The organism is Ichthyobacterium seriolicida, from assembly GCF_002369955.1.
GTDB classification, from domain to species: domain Bacteria; phylum Bacteroidota; class Bacteroidia; order Flavobacteriales; family Ichthyobacteriaceae; genus Ichthyobacterium; species Ichthyobacterium seriolicida.
Genome location: NZ_AP014564.1, coordinates 309,562 through 330,222, shown reverse-complemented (window position 1 = coordinate 330,222; position 20,661 = coordinate 309,562). Strand labels below are relative to the sequence as shown.

The following is a 20,661-nucleotide window of genomic DNA, read 5'->3' as shown; positions in this document are numbered from 1 at the left end:
TAATTAAATGGGTAGTCATTACGAATCTCCAGTAAGAGAAGCCTTAATAGAAGGGGATAAAACTTATCATGATATTACTCTGGATATAGTTGCACCTATAGAGGGTAAAGCTACTAAGTTCTGGTGGTGTATGTTTACAATATCTGCCATTGTAGCTCTTTGGGGCTTTGGCTGTATGGCGTATACTATAGGTGTAGGAATAGGTGTTTGGGGTTTAAATAAAACTGTAGGATGGGCATGGGACATTACTAATTTCGTTTGGTGGGTTGGTATAGGACATGCTGGAACTCTTATATCTGCTGTTTTATTACTCTTTCGTCAAAAGTGGAGGATGTCTATAAACAGGTCTGCTGAGGCTATGACAATTTTTGCTGTGGTACAAGCTGGGTTATTTCCTATAATCCATATGGGGCGACCTTGGTTAGCTTATTGGGTTTTACCTTTACCAAATCAATTTGGTTCCCTTTGGGTAAACTTTAACTCTCCCTTACTTTGGGATGTATTTGCCATATCTACGTATTTAACTGTATCATTAGTATTCTGGTATGTAGGTCTGGTTCCAGACTTTGCTATGATAAGAGATAGAGCAGTAAATCCACTTACTAAAAAGATATATAGATTTTTTAGCTTTGGATGGACTGGCAGAGCTAAGCATTGGCAAAGATTCGAGGAAGTTTCCTTAGTATTAGCAGGTTTAGCTACACCTCTAGTTCTTTCAGTTCATACTATAGTATCTATGGACTTTGCTACTTCTGTAATACCTGGTTGGCATACGACCATCTTTCCTCCTTATTTTGTGGCTGGGGCTGTGTTTTCAGGGTTTGCAATGGTTCAGACACTTTTGATAGTTATGAGAAGAGTTATAAACGTAGAATGCTATATTACCATCAGACATATAGAATTGATGAATATCATAATTATGGTAACAGGATCTATAGTTGGTGTAGCGTATATAACGGAATTATTTATAGCCTGGTACTCAGGTGTTGAATATGAACAATATGCGTTTTTAAACAGAGCTACAGGCCCTTATTGGTGGGCTTATTGGATAATGATGACTTGTAATGTCATATCTCCGCAGTTGATGTGGATTAGAAAATTGAGAAGAAACATAGTATTTACATTTATATTATCAATATTTGTGAATGTAGGTATGTGGTTCGAGAGGTTTGTGATTATAGTTACCTCTTTGCATAGGGATTATCTTCCTTCATCTTGGACAATGTTTTCTCCATCATTTGTAGATTTGGGTATCTATGTAGGGACGATTGGTTTTTTCTTTGTCTTATTTTTAGCATACTCTAGGACTTTTCCAGTTATAGCTCAAGCTGAGTTGAAGACTATATTAAAATCCTCAGGTGAGGAATACAAAAAAAAGCATAAGTAAAATGGGCAGTAACTATAAAACTATTTTAGCAGTATTTGACGATGATGACATCGTATTAGGTAGTGTTAAGAGACTCCGAGAAGAGGGGTATTATGTGGAAGAAGTCTTTTCTCCTTTTCCTATTCATGGATTAGATAAGGCTATGGGGCTAGCCCCAACTAGAATGGGCATAACCTCTTTTATATATGGTTGTTGTGGTTTGACTTTTGCTATTTTGTTGACATCTTATATGATGAACTACGACTGGATTCAAGATATAGGGGGTAAACCTGCTAATAGTTGGTTTTATAATATGCCTTCATTCGTACCAATCATGTTTGAGTTGACTGTATTTTGTGCTGCGCACCTGATGGTATTCACTTTTTTCTTCAGATGTGATTTATATCCAGGAAAGATGGAAGATAGTCCTGATATCAGAATTACTGATGATAAATTTGTCATGGAAGTAGTTTTAGAAGGAGACGAAGATAAGTTGAAGGATTTACTTAGGGAAACTGGTGCCATTGAAATTAAAAATAAGCCATAAGTTAGATGAAGAGTAATATAATCATAGCCCTAAAATTTTTAATTGTTGTAATGTTTATTTCTTCTTGTGGTCAAAGAGATAAGAGTAAACCAAATAAAGTTTATATGCCAGATATGTACTATTCGTTGGCCTATGAACCATATAGTTATAATGAAAATTTTGCGGATAAGTCCTCAGCGAGGAAACCAGTAGCTGGAACTGTAAAAAGAGGGTTCGTCCCTTATGATATGCCAAATACAACCGAAGGATATCAGTTGTCCAAGACAAAAGTGGTATCTCCATTGGAAAAAAATGAAGATAATTTGCGCAATGGAAAAGCAAATTTTAACATATACTGTGCCCTTTGTCATGGAGAGAAAGGTGATGGACAAGGAATTTTAGTGCAAAATGAAAAGATTCTAGGGGTGCCAGATTTCAGCAAAGTAAGGCTCCCAGATATAACAGAAGGTAGTATTTTTCACGTTATAACCTATGGAAAGGGAATAATGGGATCCCATGCTTCTCAATTAACTAAAAAAGAGAGATGGGAAATAGTTCAGTATGTAGAAAAGTTAAGAAATGATTTGTAATTTATCTCTTGCATAAGCAAAGTAGATATTTTTTTAAGTCATTAAGCAAAAAAGAATAACGTATATCTGTATAATAAATTAGCATGTATTTATTTTCAAAGAGACTAAAAGGTGTTTGTATCCTACTCATGGCTATAGGGGTAATATCCCTTGTGTATGGTTTATTATCGGCACCTAAAACCATAGAGGACTTAAAGTCACATTCTCATGGTGAGCATTCACATCACTCGACAGAATTAGTAGATAATAATCCCCACAATGACATAGAACATATGACACATACATTACATCAATTACAAACCCGACCTTGGTCGGCATTATATGTAAGTGTTTTCTTTTTTATGGCTATTTCCCTAGGGGCGGCTTGTTTTTTATCTATTCAAAATGCTACCAAGGCTGGGTGGGCTGTATTGGTTCTCAGAATTATAGAGGGGATAACTCTCTTTATTCCTGTAGGAGGGATTTTGATTTTGATTGTTCACTTATCATCTGCATTTCATCTGAATCATATATTCCATTGGATGGAATCGGGAATAACAGACCCTAATGCAGAGAATTACGATGCTATAATAGCTGGAAAATCGGGATATCTAAACTTTCCATTTTTCATCATAAGAGGAGTTATATATGTGGCTATGTGGTCTTTGCTTACGTATCTAATTCGTAAAAATTCATTACTTCAAAAAACTCCAGGGACTGGCATGGTCTTTTGGGGGAGGTCTATGAAGTATAGTGTGATATTTTTAGTCTTTTTTGCAGTTACTTCTTCTACGTCTTCTTGGGATTGGATAATGTCTATTGAACCTCATTGGTTTAGTACTTTATTTGCTTGGTATATCGTGGCAGGAATGTTAGCTACAGCGACTACTACATCGGCTATTATATTTATCTTTTTAAGATCCAAAGGCCTTCTGAAAGAAGCTAATAATAGTCACCTACACGATTTGTGTAAGTATATGTTTGCATTTAGTATATTTTGGACATACCTATGGTTTTCTCAATTTCTGTTGATTTGGTATTCTAACATTCCTGAAGAGGTTACTTATTTTATGACCAGATTTGAAGAATATAAAATCCCATTCTTATCCATGTTGGTTATGAATTTCGTCTTCCCTGTGTTACTTCTTGTAAATGCTGATTTTAAACGTGTTTACTGGTTTGTGATTATGGGAGGTATAGTAATCTTGATAGGGCATTGGTTAGACGTATTTATTATGATAATGCCTGGCAGCGTGGGGAGTAATTGGAGTATAGGCATACCAGAGATTGGTACTACCTTGGGAGTTTTAGGTTTATTTGTCTATATTGTTATGAATGGCATTTCTAAAGCGCCCCTTTTTCCAGAGGGTAATCCTCTATTAGAAGAGAGTAAAAGATTCCACTTTTAGAGATTTCATAAGTCTTTGGATTTGGTCGATAAACCAGATCATATGATTTAATGGAAAATCTTCTGTAAAAAGTGTAAGTAGAAAAGCCTGAAGATCCCAATATTATTCTATATCTTAGAATTGTTGTTCAACTTGGTGATTTAAACTATTTATTTTTTTTCAGAAAAGTCTTAAATTTGATGCTGATCAAGTATTTCTAGATAAGCTAGGCGCTTGCTATTGTTGAGAGCTATTTTATGGTAATTATTTTTTTAAGAAAAACTAGTATCTAAATAGCCTTTTTAAACAATTTTTATAAATCAAATAGTTATCATGAATGCAAAGTTTTCTACAAGGAGTTTATTGTTTTTCATACTGTTATCTTTAATTTTTTCCTGTATTAAAAGTGAGAGGACGGCAGATACAGGAGAAGATTCAAAACTGAGTTCGGATAAGATTATTAGGCTATTCCAACTTAAGGATTCTGAAAATCAAGGCAAGAATCTAGGTAAAGAAGTAACAGTTACTATAGATACAATTAATTTTACTATATCGTTATCTGTTCCGTATAATGCTATTTTGACTGGTTTAAGATTTAACATAGAAACTCCAGATAACGCAAAAATAACTCCCTCGAGTGGGGAAGAGGTTAATTTTGAGCTCATAGCCGATTCTAATCCTAAGGTTTATAGAAAAATATTCAAGGTGACAGCCCAAGATGGCAGCTCCAAAGATTACACAGTAAATATAACTAAAGCTTTATCTGGCGAGTGTAGTATTAAATCATTTAAACTAATTAACCATATAAATACTGGCAAAAAACTTGTGAAAGATATAACTGGAACTATAAATCCCGATGACTTTACTATATCTTTAATTGTTCCAAATACTGCAGTTATAGAAGGGTTAAAACCAACTATAGAGACTGACTTTGGTGCTACAGTTAGTCCAGCAAATGAAATATCTCAGGATTTTATTTCTGGCGAAGCTGTAGCTTATACTGTTACAGCTCCAAATGGAACAAAAAATATTTATAAAGTAACTATAATTAAAGAAATCGCTCCGAAATTAACATCTTTTATAATACAGGCTAATGTTGATAAAGGCGTACCAAACCAAGTCGAATCTGTATTGACTCATGATGATGACAGTGATACTGGTAGTATCTCATTAAAATTTCCCAAAGGAGCTAATGATATTAATTTAACAGGATTAACATCTGCCATTCAGGTGCCTGATGGGTGTGTAGTAGATCCAGCTTCTGGAGAAATATCTGGAGAGATTGAAGGTAAAGCTTTTACTTTATTAAAAGGTGATACTGGTTCTACAAGAGTCTATACAGTAACCGCAGTTAAAAGCCCTTATATTAGTCGTTTTGTATTTGCTTCTAGTGGCAATGCTGGTATAGATTCTGACGTAGTTGGAAATATTGACCATAGTAACAACACTATAAATCTAGTTGTGCCTAGTGGTATTGATTTAACTTCTGTTAGGTTAACACCTACAATTCAAGTGGGAGATGCTAAAACAATTACTAGTTCTCCTCAAAATTTTAGTAATCCTGTAAGTTATGAGGTAGTATCTTCTACTGACGAGAATTTTACTAAGACATATTCTGTTGAAGTAAGGAAAGTGTCATCTGAGGCTAAAATCACAAAATTTGAATTAGAAAAGGGATATCCTGGTAGTATTATAGATAATGTTGCTGGCAGTGATAGGGGTAGGATAGTTGTGCATTGTGTTGCTTTAGCTTCAAGAAGAAACACTAAGCTTCCTTCTATAGAAGTATCAAGATGTGCTACTGTAAGTAGTACGCATGAAAATGGTTTTAGTCGTTATAATATTATCTATGAATATACCGTAACAGCTGAGGACAAAAAAACAACAAAAACTTATGATATGTTTATGTATAATCAGGCTTATGCTGTAACTAAAGATGAAGTGAAACTAGAAGGAAATGATATTACTACAGCTTCTGTATCTGTTGATAATGATAAAAGAGTTATAACTTTTTCTGTGTCTTCCACTACTAATGATTTAACAGCTTTAATGTTGTCCTTAAACTCTACTAGAGGATATTTCATAGAAACTAGCGCAGTTCAAGATTTTTCTAATGGGAAAGAAGTAAGGTATGAGTTTAAGAAATATACATTTGGTGGGAAGAGATATGTGTCTATAGGTTATTACTGGGTAAGGGTAACTAGGTCTCTTTAATGGTATCTCTTAACTAAAAGAGTTATCAAAATGTTTAAAAACTCAAAATCACTTCTGGTTTTTGAGAGTATGTAAATTAATTGAAATCGGATTATATAATTATTTCTGAGTATGGTATGACTATTTTGAAGCCTTTTTCTGATAAGTAGTTAGGTGTGTTCTCATTTCCAGTAAACATTACAAAGTCTCCTCCCCATGCCCCCAAAGATTTTACTATACCATCTTTGTAATCTGAAAAGACAGACTCAGATATCATCGGGATTCCAAGTGTTTTAGAAACTATTTTCTCGTGTTCTTTGAGAAGGTATTCGAATTGATCTAGTGATTTTACAGATATAATCTCTTTAGTTATGTGAGAAATATCAGATATGGACTTTATAGGATTATCTATAGTATTATAATATTCTATAGCCTTTTTAGTACTCATTTTATTGCCTAGGTATACAAAATATAGATTGTCTTTAAAGGGAACATCAAAATTTATCTCCCTCCAAGAGGCTTTACTTTCTTTATTATCATAGACTATAGCTCTTTGTGATTTTGCACAAGCAAGGTCATATCCACTACCTAAAAATGATTTAGACCTTTTCATCAAATCAAAGGGATTTATCTCTGCCCACTCAGATAGATTAGTTATTAAAGTAGAACTGCTTCCCATACCCCATTCAAGGGGAAAGGTGAGTTTAGTCTCTACCCTAACAGAATTTTTATCACTGAGAAAAGCGGGATTTATAGATGTGCTAGACTTTAATAAGTCTTGAAGTATAGAAGCTGTCTCCATATGGGAACAAGCTAAGATTTGAAGAGTCTCTATATCAAAATCAGATGTAAACCACAATTGATCATTTAAATCATAAGCTTTCCATTCTAATAGTCTTTTTTTTGAAGTGTTAGAAACGAACATGGTTTGTCCTTTTGTCAAGGGAAGAGCTAGAGACAGAGCCCCCTTTAGAACAAAATATTCTCCAGTAAGAAGGAATTTACCATTGCTATAGAACTGCATAACATTATGCATTATGGTGGCATAAAATATAAAGGAGTCTCAATTAATTGAGACTCCTTTATTTAGAATCAAAAATTTATAATAATTTAGGGAGTGAATTATAAATTAATTCACTTTGTTATTAAGTTCAGACCCAGGCTTAAACTTAACAACAGTCTTAGAAGCTATCTGTATAGCTTGTCCTGTTTGGGGATTTCTACCTTCTCTAGCCTCTCTCTTTGAAGTAGAAAAAGAACCAAACCCTACTAAAGATATTTTACCTCCTTTAGATAAAGTGTTTTCTACATTAGAAACGAATGACTCCAACATTTTTTTTGCATTTTCTTTAGTAGATCCTGTATCCGATGCCATTGCATCTATAAGTTCTGATTTATTCATAATTTCATTTTTTTTTAAAATGTTAAAACAAGTCGGCTAATTTATGGTTTTTTCTTACACGATTAAAAAAAATCAATCAGTGCTTATAATTTAATTTTTATCACTTCCCCTTGGTTATTTCTGATGTTAAAAACAGTGTCATTTTCGAACACTAAGTATTGTCCTTTTATACCTTTCAAAGTGCTTTGAAACTTAGATTCTTTTTCAATATTTAGAGTTTTTATACTGTTTAATCTAGATTCTAAGGGGTAATTTATATCACAAATGCTACTATCGTTTATCAAGTAGACTTTTAAATCTTCATCTAGATATTTAATCGCTCTATCTCTTTGCTTATAGATATCTATTTCTGAAATTTCATTTGTTAACATTTTTCTCCAATTAGTCTTATCTCTAAATATCTCTTTTAGAGAGACTTCAATTAAGCCAGCTAAATATCTATTTGGTGTTTCAGCAATTGATATAGCTCTTATAGCTCCTTGATCAATCCATCGCGTGGGTAATCCACTTTTGCGAGTTATGCCTATTTTTATATCATCTGTTATGGCTAGATATACTACATGTGGCTGTAATTCTATTTTTTTTTCCCATTCTAAGTCCTTTACTTCTATTCCTAAATGTGCTTTGCTCAACTCTGGCCTAAAAATGCTTTCATTAGTTTGAGGTGATTCCCAAAAACACGAATAACAATGTCCCTGACGATAGATTTTATCAACTGTTTTCTCACAGAAGACACACTTAGAGCTCAGGTGTTCTATACTGAACTCCCTAGATATTAATTTGTTTAATTCTATATAACCAGATTCTGTATTTAGGAAATATCTAACTGGACTGGCATACTCTGTATGCATTTTTTTCAAGTGAACCTGTAATGTCATTTTATTTAAAAATTCTGCCTGAACTCAAGTTTTGATGGCTATTTTATTTTGATGGTTAAAAGTATAAACATTCCACTGAAATGAGCTACATAAAGATTCAGTCCAACTGAGATTATAAGTCTAATTCTTCAATAGCCAAAACTATATTTTTATCGTTTATAATTCTAGTATGGATATCGTATTTTATCTCTTGTTTTTCCTTTGTCAATATTCCTTTAGGGAATTTTGATAGATTTATGTCATCCTTAATACTTATGCCGCCTTTTCCATAGGCTTTGTAAATGGATTCTTTTGCTCCCCAGGCAATGTGTATATCTCTTAAATCAATAAATATTTCCTTTTCTCGTTCTGTTAAAAACTTATCTGTTAAACTCAATATCCTATTTGATATGACCTCTTCTATATCTACACCTATTTCTCTATTGCTGAGTGCTATTGCTATAGACTGTTTAGAATGAGATATGGAAATAAACTGAGAACTGTTCGACAAGAAAGGTTTACCCTGGGGAGTATATAACAATTGATCGTCGTTTATACCTAAACTTTTGAGACACATTCTAGTATATAGAAACTCCTTTTTTCTTTTTGAAGAAGAGAACTTTTTAAATAATTTTAAACTGTCAACACTCAATAATCCTTCCTTTATCATCGATGATGAATTTATATGATCAGGCATATCAAAAACGTGTATTTCAGTTTGCTCTCCTATTTTGTATCCTTTGAATTTCAAGTATTTTAGTAGCTTTGCGCAGTTAGAATTTTAAAACACAAAAATATGAAAACAAATACTGGACTTTACATTCCGTATAAGGTAAAAGATATGTCATTGCACAATTGGGGAAAAATGGAAGTGGAACTAGCTGAAGCCGAAATGCCAGGGTTAATTTCATTGAGAGAGGAATACAAAGATTCTAAGCCCCTAAAAGGCGCTCGCATAGCGGGATGTCTACATATGACTATACAGACAGCTGTATTGATAGAGACTCTAATACATCTAGGAGCCGAAGTGTCATGGAGTTCGTGCAATATATTTTCCACTCAAGATCATGCAGCGGCTTATATAGCTAAATTGGGAATACCAGTATATGCTTGGAAAGGCATGAATGAAGAAGAATTCAATTGGTGTATAGAGCAAACACTATTCTTCGGAGAAGAGAGAAAACCTCTAAATATGATTTTAGATGACGGAGGAGATCTGACTAATCTAGTCTTAGATAAGTACCCTCACCTCACTAAAGATATAAGAGGAATATCCGAAGAGACCACCACAGGTGTTCACAGGTTATACGAAAGAGTTAAAAAAGGAACTTTGCCTATACCTGCCATCAATGTAAACGACTCTGTTACCAAATCTAAATTTGATAATAAATACGGATGTAGAGAGTCTGCTGTAGACGCTGTTCGTAGAGCAACTGACTTAATGATTTCTGGTAAAGTAGTAGTTGTGGCTGGTTTTGGAGATGTAGGTAAAGGGAGTGCCGCTTCTTTTAGCAGTGCAGGAGCAAGAATTATAGTTACAGAGATCGATCCTATATGTGCTTTACAAGCTGCCATGGAAGGTTTCGAAGTAAAAAAAATGAAAGATGCAATATTAGAAGCTGATATTGTAATTACTACAACTGGAAACAAAGACATCATCGTAGAAGAGCATTTTCTAAAAATGAAAGACAAGGCTGTAGTTTGTAACATAGGGCATTTCGACAATGAAATAGATATGGATTGGTTAGATACAAATTATGGAGATACCAAAGTAGAGATAAAACCTCAAGTACACAAGTATACTTTAAACGGAAAAGATATAATAGTTCTAGCAGAAGGCAGGTTAGTGAATTTGGGTTGTGCTACTGGTCATCCCTCTTTTGTTATGTCTAATTCTTTTACTAATCAAACTCTGGCTCAAATAGAACTGTGGAAAAACACAGATAAATATCAAAATGAAGTGTATACTTTGCCAAAAGTTCTAGATGAAAAAGTAGCTAAACTACACCTTTCAAAAATTGGAGTAGAATTAGATGAGCTAAGCCAAGAACAAGCAGAATATATAGGAGTTAAAAAAGAAGGTCCTTTTAAACCAGATTACTACAGATATTAAAACAGATATAAATATTGTAAAATCAAAAGGAATCTCTCGATTTATTTTTTTTCTTATAAAAAATTACAAAGAGATATTTTATAAAAAACACCTGCTTTTTTTGGCAGGTGTTTTAGCTTAAAACCTCATTTTTATCATAAAAGTTGAATATATGAATACAGAAGACAGATATATATCCAAGGCTTTTGGAATACATCCAATCATGGAGTGCATTAAATCTGGGAAAAAAATCATTAAAATATTCATACAAAAAGGATTAAAAGGCAATAATATAGAAGATCTCAAAGAGATGATAAGGATAAACAAAATACATTGTGTATATGTTCCCTTACAGAAATTAAATAGTCTTACTAGAAAAAATCACCAAGGTGTTTTTGCCTTTATCTCTCCTATAGATTTTTTTAAAATAGATGATATTCTTCCACAGATATATGAAAGAGGAGATCTGCCTCTTCTGCTTATTTTAGACAGAGTGACAGATGTTAGAAATTTTGGATCCATTGTACGTACAGCCAAATGTGCAGGTGTTGATTCCATTATAATCCCCGATAAGGGAAGTGCTCTTATAAATGAGGATGCTATAAAGACATCTGCTGGTGCTATCTACGATATCCCGATTTGTAGAGAGAAATATATACTCAATACAATAGATTATTTGTATGATAGTGGGGTTCAGGTAGTAGGAGCAACAGAAAAAACTGATAAATCTCTATACGAGATAGATTTTAGTATTCCAAGCGCAATAGTTATGGGATCGGAAGAAGATGGTATATCGCCTGCATATCTAAAAAAGATAAAAGAAAGGGCTTCCATTCCTATGGAAAAAGGCATATCGTCTCTTAATGTATCTGTAGCTTGCGGAGTGTTTTTATACGAGGCTGTGAGGCAGAGAACACATATTCTGTCCAAACCCACTAACACTATCCCGATCTAATCTAAAGATTGATTCTCTATAGCGCCTAACTCTAACATTTCTTCGTATTCCTCAGGACTCAGGTCATTAAAAAAGAAATGAATAGGATTTACTCTTCTATTATTCTTATGCACCTCATAGTGAAGATGGGGCGCTGTGGAACTCCCTGTATTACCTACATAGCCTATTATATTACCTCTTTTAACCTTATCTCCTTTCTTAACGTTAAACTCTTTCATATGTGCGTACAGAGTTTTATACCCATATCCGTGATCTATAATAACTACGTTACCATATCCATTATTTAACCTTCTGTTTTTAGTAGTAAGGGACTTCGCAGCATATACAATACCATCACCTGTAGAATAAATGGGTGTGCCTTCAGGAGCTGCAAAATCTAATCCACTGTGCATTTTTCTCACCTTATATATAGGGTGTGTTCTATATCCAAAACCAGATGATAACCTCTTTAATTCCTTATTGGAGATCGGTTGTATTGCAGGTATAGAGGCTATCATCTTACTCTTATTCTTCAAGAGTGAAGTTATCTCATCAAGTGATTTTGACTGTATGTACAATTTCTTAGCGAGAATATCTGTTTTTCTAACTGTGGACATTATGAGTTGGGAATTATCAAAGCCTTTTAACTCATTATAGCGATTTATTCCTCCAAAACCAGCATTCCTCACACTCGAGGGGATGCTATCGGTTACTAATAACACCCTATAAATGGAATTATCTCTATCTTTCATTATTTCTAAAACAGAATTTATCTCATTTATTTTTTTGTTTATTATATTGTAATTAACCAACAGATTATTTAACTCCCTCTTAATTTTTTTCTCTTTTGGAGAATCAACAAAATGGAATACTACGGAAAATGCTATACTTCCAAAAAGCAAAGACGATAAGATGAAAAAGAGCACTTCCATTAGTATATCTCTACGCCTTTTGGTTATTTTTATAAAGGAGAGACTGCTTGGATCGTACTTGTATCTGTTTTTTTTGTTTGTCACAAATTTATATTATGTCTAATATAGTTACCTTCGCAGGTTTGAATACCAAGGGTCAAAAGTAAAATTTATTTCACAAAAACACTATGAAATCAAAAGATATAAGAGGGTTGTTTTTAGATTTTTTCAAAGACAAACAACACAAAATAGTCGAATCCGCTCCTATTATCTCTAAAGATGACCCTTCATTACTCTTTGTAAACGCTGGGATGAATCCCTTTAAAAACATATTTTTAAATAGTGAAAAGCCTTTTGCTCCAAGAGTTTCTAACACTCAAAAATGTCTTAGGGTATCTGGAAAACACAACGATTTAGAGGAGGTGGGTAGAGATACTTATCATCACACTATGTTCGAAATGTTGGGCAACTGGTCTTTTGGAGATTATTTTAAACAAGAAGCTATTGATTGGGCTTGGGAATTATTGACCAAAATATATAAAATAGATCCTAAAGATCTCTTTGTGACTGTTTTCGAAGGGGATAAAAAAGACGGTATAGAGCTCGACTTAGAGGCTCATACATTCTGGGAAAAACATCTTCCTAAGGATAGAATCCTAAAATGTGGTAAAAAAGATAACTTTTGGGAAATGGGATCTACTGGTCCTTGCGGACCTTGTTCGGAAATACATATAGATATAAGAGATGACCATGAAAAAAGAGCTGTACCTGGCAGAGATCTAGTAAATAAAGATAATCCTCAAGTAATAGAAATTTGGAATCTGGTATTTATTCAGTATAATCGAAAATCTAATGGTGTATTAGAAAAACTTCCTCAGCAGCACGTAGATACTGGAATGGGATTTGAGAGATTATGTATGATTCTACAAGGAGTGAAATCGAGTTACGACACTGATATATTTACACCTATAATCTCTAAAATATCTGAGATAACAGGGAAAAAATACAACGATAAGGAAGATACAGATATAGCTATAAGAGTCATAGCAGATCACCTTCGTGCTATAGCTTTTTCTATAGCAGATGGACAATTACCTTCTAATACTGGTGCTGGTTATGTCATTAGACGAATATTGAGAAGAGCTGTCAGATATGGATTTACTTTCTTAGAGAGAAAACAACCGTTTATATACAAAATAGTCGACACCTTAGTGATTGAAATGTCAGAGACTTTCACTGAACTAAAGGCTAAAAAGACATTGATAAAAAACGTAATAAAAGAAGAAGAAGAATCTTTCTTTAAAACCTTAGAACAAGGTATGATTAGAATAGATCAAATGATTAAAGATTCAAAAGGAGATACTGTTTCTGGAGAAAAAGTGTTCCAGCTCTATGACACTTATGGATTCCCAGTAGATTTAACTGGATTGATCCTAAAAGAGCACCACATGAAACTAGATGAACAAGGGTTTAAAAAAGAGATGGAAATACAAAAAAATAGATCTAGAGAATCCGCTTGTGTAAAAATTGATGATTGGATAGAGATAATTAAAGATCACAAAGGGGAATTTATAGGTTATGACTGTTTAACAAGTGAGGTGAAAATCTCCAAATACAGAAAGGTGACAACCAAGGATAAACATATATATCAGCTAGTGTTTAATATCACTCCTTTTTATGCTGAAAGTGGGGGGCAAATAGGAGACACGGGATATATAGAAAGTTCTAATGTTAGAATCCCCATAATAGACACCAAAAAAGAAAATAACCTAACGGTTCATATCGTAAATGAAATCCCAGAAAACACGACTGATACTTTTAATGCGGCAGTAGAAAAATCTCGTAGAAATAAGATAACGATCAATCACTCGGCCACACATCTTTTACACCAGGCACTTAGAAATATATTAGGTCAACACGTAGAACAAAAGGGATCATATGTCAGTGATAAATATCTCCGTTTTGACTTTTCACACTTTTCCAAGTTAAGTCCAGATCAGATAAGAGATGTAGAGAAATTCGTCAATAATAAAGTAAGGAGCAATATAATTCTCGAAGAAAAACGTGAAGTTCCAATAGACGAAGCTAAAGCACAAGGCGCTACAGCTCTATTTGGAGAAAAATATTCAGATTTGGTGAGAGTCATAAAGTTTGGTGACTCTATAGAATTATGTGGAGGCACTCATGTTAAACAGACAGGAGATATATTTTTATTTAAAATAACACAGGAGACATCCATAGCTACTGGAATCAGACGTGTAGAAGCTATAACATCATCGGCTGCAGAAGAGTTTTTTACAGAAAAATTAAATCTCTTGGAAGAAGTAAAGAGTAAATTAAAAAACACTTCGGATCCCATAAAAGCCATAACAGATCTACAGGAAGAAAATAGTATTTATAAAAAGAAGATTCTGTCTATGACAAAGGAGAAGACAAAGTCTATAAAGGCTAATCTTTTAAAATCTATAAGTCGTATGGAAGATATCAATTTTATATCTACCGAATTAGATCTAGATACAGAATCTGTTAAGAGCTTAGCATTTGAATTAGACAGAGAGATTCAAAACTTGTTTTTTATAGCTGGATCAGTGTCCAACGGCAAGATAAATATCACAGTTTTTATTTCTAAAAATCTAGTCAAAGAAAGAAATTTAAGTGCTAATGAGATTATTCAAAAAATTTCCAGAGAGATAGATGGCAGGGGTGGCGGACAAGACTTTTTCGCTATAGCTGGAGGTAAAAATCAAGGAGGGTTACCCCGAGCTATGCAACTAGCAAAAGAATACATCTCATGAACAAAGTAGCTTTTTACACATTAGGGTGCAAATTAAATTTTTCAGAGACTTCTACTATATCGAGAGATCTCACCAAAAATGGTTATGAAAATGTGTCTTTCGAAGATAAGGCCGATATATATATAATCAACACCTGTTCTGTAACAGAAAACGCTGATAATAAATTTAGAAGTGTAGTAAAATCAGCCCTTAAAAAAAATCCCAACGCTTTTTTAATAGCCATAGGCTGTTATGCTCAACTCAAACCAGAGGAGATATCTCAAATAAATGGGGTAGATATGGTTTTAGGTGCTACTGAAAAATTCAAGATACTAAACTATATAAACGATATCGCTAAAAAGCCCTTGACAGAAGTCCACTCTTGCGAGATAGGAAATGCAGATTTCTTTGTGAGTTCTTATTCTATGGGAGACAAAACACGTGCCTTTTTGAAAGTACAAGATGGATGTGATTACAAATGCACATATTGCACTATTCCACTAGCTAGAGGGAAGTCTAGAAGTGATACTTTAGAAAGTGTTATAAATAATGCTGTAGATATTTCCAATAATGGAATAAAAGAAATAGTACTTACAGGAGTAAACGTAGGTGACTTTGGAAAGTTAAACCCAGGAGATAAGACTTATAAGAATTCTTTTTTCGAGTTGATACAAGAATTAGACAAGGTAACAGGCATAGATAGAGTTAGAATTTCATCAATAGAACCGAACTTATTAAAAAATGAAATCATACGATTTGTATCTAAGTCAAGTAAAATAGTTCCTCATTTTCACATACCTCTACAATCGGGCAGTGATACTATTTTAAGGAGGATGAAGAGGCGTTATCTTACAAATCTCTATTCTAAAAAGATAGATACTGTTAAAAAAATAATGCCTGATGCTTGCATAGGAGCCGACGTAATAGTAGGATTCCCTGGAGAAACTGAAGAACTGTTTTTAGAGACATATAATTTTATATTAAACACTGATATATCTTATTTACATGTCTTTTCTTATTCTGAACGAGATAATACTTATGCTGCTGATAATATCAAAGAGGTAATACCCAAAGAAGTGAGAAATAAGAGGAGTAAAATGTTGCGCACTCTATCAGCCAAAAAACGAAGAGCCTTTTATGAATCTCAGTTAAACAAGGAGTTTCTAGTTCTCTTTGAATCTGAAAATAAAAGCGGATTTATACACGGCTTCACTGAAAATTACGTCAAGGTAAAAACCTATTGGAATCCAGAATTAGTAAATACTATACATAAAGTGACTTTGTCAAAAATATCTCAGGAAGGAGAGGTTATATGTGATTTTATATAGTCTTTGTTGGGTTATATCACTGTTTTGAATATTTAGACCGTTTGAAAATAAACATTCAAAATCTATTTATGATAAATTATCCTAAAGATCCCTGATTAAAAAATTCGAAGAAGAAGCCGCCCCGTTTCATTAATGAAACAGCTTTTTTTTTAATTTTTGGTATTTAGCGCTACATTTTGCATTCCTTTTAAAAACCTGAGCTCGACTAATAAAGACACTTGAATCCTTTGATTTTATTCGGATTTAAGGAAATCCCCTTTAGTTTTGGGCTCTTTTTGTATGCTTATGATACCGACGAACTCAGATTAAAACGTAAAAAATTACTACTATCTTAGCGCGCTAGCTTTCGGGCAATGGTTTACTTATAAAGTAGGGCATTGACACTTATTTTTTAACCTTAATTTAATTATGTTTAAGAAAAATTATTTTGTAAAGAGCGTTATTTTCTCTTTTGTGTTGTTGTCGGCGATTATTTTTTCCTGTGATAAAAAGAACATTATAGAAGATGATTTAGATATATGTATAAATTCATTTGAATTACTGAATTCTGAAAATGAGCGAAAAAACTTAGGTTCTGATATAATTTCTGAGATAAATGCTCAAGAGCATACTATATCATTAACAGTTCCTCATATTGCTGAATTAACTGGATTAAAGTTTAATATAAAACTATGTGAAGGGACTACCATATCCCCTGCTAGTGGAGAAGAAGTCAATTTTGAAGTTATAGAAGAATCTACAGAGGAAGAAACTACTAAAAAGCCTTCTCCTCAACGTTATAAAAAGATATTTACTTTAACAAAAGGTGGAACGCAAAAAGAGTATACAGTAATCATAACAAGAGCTTTATCTAGTGATTGTTCCATTAGTTCTTTTGAATTAAAGAAGACTGAGAATAATGGTAAAATTTTTGGAGATAGAGTGGGGCAAATTACTAAAACTGATGGAGCTAATACAATAACATTACATGTATCTGATGCTGCTAATTTAGATGACTTAACTCCTACAATAATTCACACAGGGGCTATTATTACTTCGGGAGAAGTAGTTTCTACTACTGAAAACAGTATTACAACAACTACAGTAAATTATACAGTAACAGCTGAAGATGGAAAGACAACAAAGGTTTATGCGGTAAAATATGTCAAAAGCTTGTCTTCTGATAATAGAATTTCTAAATTTGAGTTTAAGAAAGAGAGTAATGTTAATGATGGTCTAAAATTAACTAGGTCTTCTATTGCTGAAGAAGGTAAAACAGTTGATGTTACAATTGATAATTCTGCTGGAACCGTAAAGGTAAAAGTATCTACAGAAGCATATATAACAGATTTAATCCCCACTATAACTAGGCATACTAGTGCTACTATAAGTCCAGAAATTGCAGCTCATAATTATAGTAATGGTAATAAAGTTTATACCATTACAGCTGAAGATGGTCAAACAAAACAGTATACAGTGTCTATTGCTACGGATTTGTCTAATGCTAAAGAGATAAGCAGTTTTAAATTAGAAAAATCTAAAAATGAAACTAAGATTTTTGGAGATAGAGAGGGCGTTATTACGGAATCTACTGATACTTCTACTATAACATTACACGTGTCTGATGCTGCAACTTTAACTGATCTAAAACCTACAATAATTCATACAGGGGCTAGTATTACTTCGGGAGAAGTAGTCTCTACTACTGTAAACAGTATTACCACAACTACAGTAAGTTATACAGTAACTGCTGCAGATGGAAAAACAAAGGTCTATGAGGTAAAATATGTCAAAGACTTATCTTCTAATAATAGAATTTCTAAATTTGAGTTTAAGAAAGAGAACAATGTTAATGATGGTCTAAAATTGACTAGATCTTCTGCTGCTGAAAGAGGTAAAACGGCAGATGTTACAATTGATAATTCTGCTGGAACCATAAAGGTAAAAGTGTCTACTGCAGCAACCATAACAGCTTTAACTCCTACTATAACCAAGCATGCTAGTGCCACTATAAGTCCAGCTGAAGGTATTCATGATTATGCAACTTCTAAGACTTATACCATTACAGCTCAGGATGGTCAAACAAAACAGTATACAGTTTCTGTTTTTAAGGATTTGTCTAATACTAAAGACATAAGCAGTTTTAAATTTGAGCATGCTCAAAATGGTGATAAGGGCTTTAATGGTCAGGATTATGGTGGCACCATAAATAATCCTTCTAATGCAGATTGGGAAGGGACTATAACTATCGCAAAAATGCCACATACTATTACAAATTTAACAGGTCTAAAGCCTACTATAGCTATCAGTGCTAGTGCCACAGTAAATCCAGCAGCTGAAGTAGTACAAAATTTCACTCGTGGTACAGCTGTAGTATATACTGTAACAGCTCAAGATGGAACTACTAGAAATTATAATGTAACCATAGGTGAGTTAAGTGCAATGGCAGATATTACTTCTTTTAAAATTAAACAGTTAGATCATAGTATCATTGCTCCAAATGTTACAACAGATATGACGATAAGTCCTACAAATGGTGGAAATGATTATACAATAGTATTAGATGGAGAAGATGATAATGATGTAAAATTAAAACCTGAAATAGTAGTGTCTCCAAGTGCTACAGTAAATCCAGCTTCTGGAGCAGAAACTACCTTTACTTATGGTATAGCTCAAACTTATACTGTAACAGCTGAAAATGGTGCTACAAAAGTATATAGTGTAACTGTAAAGTCGTCGAATTCTAAGATGAAATCATTTAAGTTTAAAACTAGTGATGTAAATAATAGTAGTAAAAGAATTGTTCAAGATGTAACAGGAGTTATAGATCATGGTACTAAAACAGTAACTGTAAATGTTGCGCATGATGCAGAGCTTAATGGTTTAACTCCTCATATAGAATTATGTAAGGGAGCTAGTATTAGTCCCGAAGCTACTACACCGCAAGACTTTAGTAGTGAAAAAACTTACACTGTTACTGCTCAAGATGGGAAAAGCACTGCTAATTATGCTGTAACGGTTTATACCTTAAAGAAGGAATTTATCTCTAAATGGAGGACCAACCGAACATATGAAAAAATACAATTGCCTATATACGATGGAGGAGACTATGACTTTATAGTAGACTGGGGAGATGGTACAGAACCTAAACGCATCACGAACGACAATATAGTCGATGCTTCACATATGTATTTACACTCAGGAGAAAAAACCATCACTATCACAGGAAAAATAGAAGGTTTTAACTTCGGAGAAGTTTTCAAATGTAATGCATATAATTCTAGCATCATAGGTTGTGCTGATGCAGAAAAGATAATAGGTATTTCATCTTGGGGAGAGTTAAAATTTGGTAATCGCGGAGGGTATTTTGACGGGTGCAAAAACTTAACTTTCTTACCTCTAGAAGCGCCTAATTTAGAAGGGGTTACTAATATGAATTCGATGTTTAGGGGTGCTATAAATTTCAATCAAAATATAGGCAACTGGAATGTTTCTAATGTTACTAGTATGTATCGAATGTTTATGGGTGCTACATTTTTCAATCAAAACTTAAATAACTGGAATGTTTCTAATGTTCAAATGATGAACTCAATGTTTTTACTTGCTAGATTTTTCAATCAAAACTTAAATAACTGGAACGTTTCTAATGTTAAAGATATGGAATACATGTTTGCAGGTGCTACAGATTTTAATCAAGATTTAAGTTCTTGGAATGTTTCTAATGTTCAAATTATGGAAGCGATGTTTTCAGGTGCTACAGCTTTTAATAAAGATTTAAGTTCTTGGAATGTATCTAATGTTAAGTATATGAGACGGATGTTTGAAGGAGCTACATCTTTCAATCAAAATATAGGTAGTTGGAATGTTTCTAGGGTTTCTAGTATGTCTGAGATGTTTAGGGGTGCTATAAATTTCAATCAAAATATAGGCAACTGGAATGTTTCTAATGTTGAGGATATGGAATGGATGTTTACCAGTGCTACAGCTTTTAATCAAGATATAAGTTCTTGGAATGTTTCTAATGTTATGAAGATGGACCAGATGTTTAAAGATGCTGTATCTTTCAATCAAAATATAAGTAAATGGGACTTATGTAAGTCTATGTATTCGATGGGATTAATGTTTAGCGGTGCTACATCTTTCAAACAAGACTTAAGCAAATGGAAAGTGCCAAGAGGAACTAGCATGATACATATGTTTGAAAATTCAGGAATGCCTTATAGTGGCTCTGATAAGAGCGAGCATCCTACACATAAAACATCTGATTATTAGTATAATTATTGTTATTATTTAACAGCCGTCTCATTAATTAAATGAGGCGGTTTTTAGACATTATCTCATA

General features: G+C 33.4%; 15 protein-coding genes. 10 read left to right on the top strand and 5 right to left on the bottom strand.

Features of this window, described 5'->3' with window-relative positions; translation table 11 throughout:
* The first annotated feature begins 7 nt into the window (after window positions 1-7).
* The 5 genes from nrfD to JBKA6_RS01250 all read left to right on the top strand — a co-directional run bounded on the left by nrfD (window position 8) and on the right by JBKA6_RS01250 (window position 6,063).
* Window positions 8-1,387, top strand: a complete 1,380-nt coding sequence (gene nrfD / locus JBKA6_RS01270; RefSeq protein WP_096685059.1) for an NrfD/PsrC family molybdoenzyme membrane anchor subunit — start codon at window positions 8-10, stop codon at window positions 1,385-1,387.
* A gap of 1 nt (window position 1,388) precedes the next feature.
* Window positions 1,389-1,913 (top strand): DUF3341 domain-containing protein, encoded by a 525-nt coding sequence (locus JBKA6_RS01265; protein ID WP_096687319.1) that lies wholly within the window; start codon window positions 1,389-1,391, stop codon window positions 1,911-1,913.
* A gap of 5 nt (window positions 1,914-1,918) precedes the next feature.
* Window positions 1,919-2,482 (top strand): c-type cytochrome, encoded by a 564-nt coding sequence (locus tag JBKA6_RS01260; RefSeq protein WP_096685056.1) that lies wholly within the window; start codon window positions 1,919-1,921, stop codon window positions 2,480-2,482.
* 128 nt (window positions 2,483-2,610) lie between these two features.
* Window positions 2,611-3,870, top strand: coding sequence for a quinol:cytochrome C oxidoreductase (locus JBKA6_RS01255; protein WP_231952063.1), 1,260 nt, complete (start codon window positions 2,611-2,613; stop codon window positions 3,868-3,870).
* 312 nt (window positions 3,871-4,182) lie between these two features.
* The gene (locus JBKA6_RS01250) at window positions 4,183-6,063 is read left to right on the top strand and encodes a DUF5018 domain-containing protein (protein ID WP_096685050.1); all 1,881 of its coding nucleotides are present in this window, start codon (window positions 4,183-4,185) and stop codon (window positions 6,061-6,063) included.
* A 91-nt stretch (window positions 6,064-6,154) separates the two neighbouring features.
* Here JBKA6_RS01250 and JBKA6_RS01245 read toward each other — a convergent pair whose 3' ends face one another.
* The 4 genes from JBKA6_RS01245 to JBKA6_RS01230 form a co-directional block, all read right to left on the bottom strand.
* Window positions 6,155-7,066 (bottom strand): GYDIA family GHMP kinase, encoded by a 912-nt coding sequence (locus JBKA6_RS01245; protein WP_157776860.1) that lies wholly within the window; start codon window positions 7,064-7,066, stop codon window positions 6,155-6,157.
* 105 nt (window positions 7,067-7,171) lie between these two features.
* Window positions 7,172-7,444 (bottom strand): HU family DNA-binding protein, encoded by a 273-nt coding sequence (locus JBKA6_RS01240; protein WP_096685045.1) that lies wholly within the window; start codon window positions 7,442-7,444, stop codon window positions 7,172-7,174.
* Window positions 7,445-7,527: 83 nt separating this feature from the next.
* Window positions 7,528-8,295 carry a DUF2797 domain-containing protein gene (locus JBKA6_RS01235; RefSeq protein WP_231952062.1) on the bottom strand — a complete coding sequence of 256 codons (768 nt, stop codon included), beginning with the start codon at window positions 8,293-8,295 and terminating at the stop codon, window positions 7,528-7,530.
* 139 nt (window positions 8,296-8,434) lie between these two features.
* Complete coding sequence (locus JBKA6_RS01230) at window positions 8,435-9,052, bottom strand: 4'-phosphopantetheinyl transferase family protein (RefSeq protein WP_096685038.1); 618 nt, start codon at window positions 9,050-9,052, stop codon at window positions 8,435-8,437.
* 45 nt (window positions 9,053-9,097) lie between these two features.
* Between JBKA6_RS01230 and ahcY the strand changes: the two genes are divergently transcribed.
* Together ahcY and rlmB are read left to right on the top strand one after the other, a co-directional pair.
* Window positions 9,098-10,414 (top strand): adenosylhomocysteinase, encoded by a 1,317-nt coding sequence (gene ahcY / locus JBKA6_RS01225; RefSeq protein ID WP_096685035.1) that lies wholly within the window; start codon window positions 9,098-9,100, stop codon window positions 10,412-10,414.
* 151 nt (window positions 10,415-10,565) lie between these two features.
* The gene (gene rlmB, locus JBKA6_RS01220; RefSeq protein ID WP_096685032.1) at window positions 10,566-11,348 is read left to right on the top strand and encodes a 23S rRNA (guanosine(2251)-2'-O)-methyltransferase RlmB; all 783 of its coding nucleotides are present in this window, start codon (window positions 10,566-10,568) and stop codon (window positions 11,346-11,348) included.
* Here rlmB and JBKA6_RS01215 read toward each other — a convergent pair.
* A complete protein-coding gene (locus tag JBKA6_RS01215) occupies window positions 11,345-12,343 on the bottom strand; it encodes a M23 family metallopeptidase (RefSeq protein WP_231952060.1) in 999 nt (332 codons plus the stop codon). The two genes, rlmB and JBKA6_RS01215, sit on opposite strands and share 4 nt — an antisense overlap.
* A gap of 83 nt (window positions 12,344-12,426) precedes the next feature.
* Between JBKA6_RS01215 and alaS the strand changes: the two genes are divergently transcribed.
* The 3 genes from alaS (at window position 12,427) to JBKA6_RS01200 (ending at window position 20,591) form a co-directional block, all read left to right on the top strand.
* On the top strand, window positions 12,427-15,033 hold the full coding sequence (alaS, locus tag JBKA6_RS01210; RefSeq protein ID WP_096685028.1) for an alanine--tRNA ligase: 2,607 nt from the start codon (window positions 12,427-12,429) through the stop codon (window positions 15,031-15,033).
* Window positions 15,021-16,340, top strand: a complete 1,320-nt coding sequence (gene mtaB / locus JBKA6_RS01205; protein WP_394340187.1) for a tRNA (N(6)-L-threonylcarbamoyladenosine(37)-C(2))-methylthiotransferase MtaB — start codon at window positions 15,021-15,023, stop codon at window positions 16,338-16,340. Before alaS ends, mtaB begins: the two co-directional genes overlap by 13 nt.
* Window positions 16,341-16,748: 408 nt before the next feature.
* Complete coding sequence (locus tag JBKA6_RS01200; RefSeq protein ID WP_096685023.1) at window positions 16,749-20,591, top strand: BspA family leucine-rich repeat surface protein; 3,843 nt, start codon at window positions 16,749-16,751, stop codon at window positions 20,589-20,591.
* Window positions 20,592-20,661: the final 70 nt, after the last annotated feature.

Excerpts from the sequence above, each read along its gene's own strand:
- ahcY (WP_096685035.1), top strand. The coding sequence starts at position 9,098 with ATGAAAACAAATACTGGACTTTACATTCCGTATAAGGTAAAAGATATG.
- JBKA6_RS01235 (WP_231952062.1), bottom strand. The coding sequence starts at position 8,295 with ATGCATACAGAGTATGCCAGTCCAGTTAGATATTTCCTAAATACAGAA.
- alaS (WP_096685028.1), top strand. The coding sequence starts at position 12,427 with ATGAAATCAAAAGATATAAGAGGGTTGTTTTTAGATTTTTTCAAAGAC.
- JBKA6_RS01260 (WP_096685056.1), top strand. The coding sequence starts at position 1,919 with ATGAAGAGTAATATAATCATAGCCCTAAAATTTTTAATTGTTGTAATG.
- JBKA6_RS01245 (WP_157776860.1), bottom strand. The coding sequence starts at position 7,066 with ATGCAGTTCTATAGCAATGGTAAATTCCTTCTTACTGGAGAATATTTT.
- nrfD (WP_096685059.1), top strand. The coding sequence starts at position 8 with ATGGGTAGTCATTACGAATCTCCAGTAAGAGAAGCCTTAATAGAAGGG.
- JBKA6_RS01255 (WP_231952063.1), top strand. The coding sequence starts at position 2,611 with ATGGCTATAGGGGTAATATCCCTTGTGTATGGTTTATTATCGGCACCT.
- JBKA6_RS01200 (WP_096685023.1), top strand. The coding sequence starts at position 16,749 with ATGTTTAAGAAAAATTATTTTGTAAAGAGCGTTATTTTCTCTTTTGTG.
- JBKA6_RS01250 (WP_096685050.1), top strand. The coding sequence starts at position 4,183 with ATGAATGCAAAGTTTTCTACAAGGAGTTTATTGTTTTTCATACTGTTA.
- JBKA6_RS01265 (WP_096687319.1), top strand. The coding sequence starts at position 1,389 with ATGGGCAGTAACTATAAAACTATTTTAGCAGTATTTGACGATGATGAC.
- rlmB (WP_096685032.1), top strand. The coding sequence starts at position 10,566 with ATGAATACAGAAGACAGATATATATCCAAGGCTTTTGGAATACATCCA.
- JBKA6_RS01240 (WP_096685045.1), bottom strand. The coding sequence starts at position 7,444 with ATGAATAAATCAGAACTTATAGATGCAATGGCATCGGATACAGGATCT.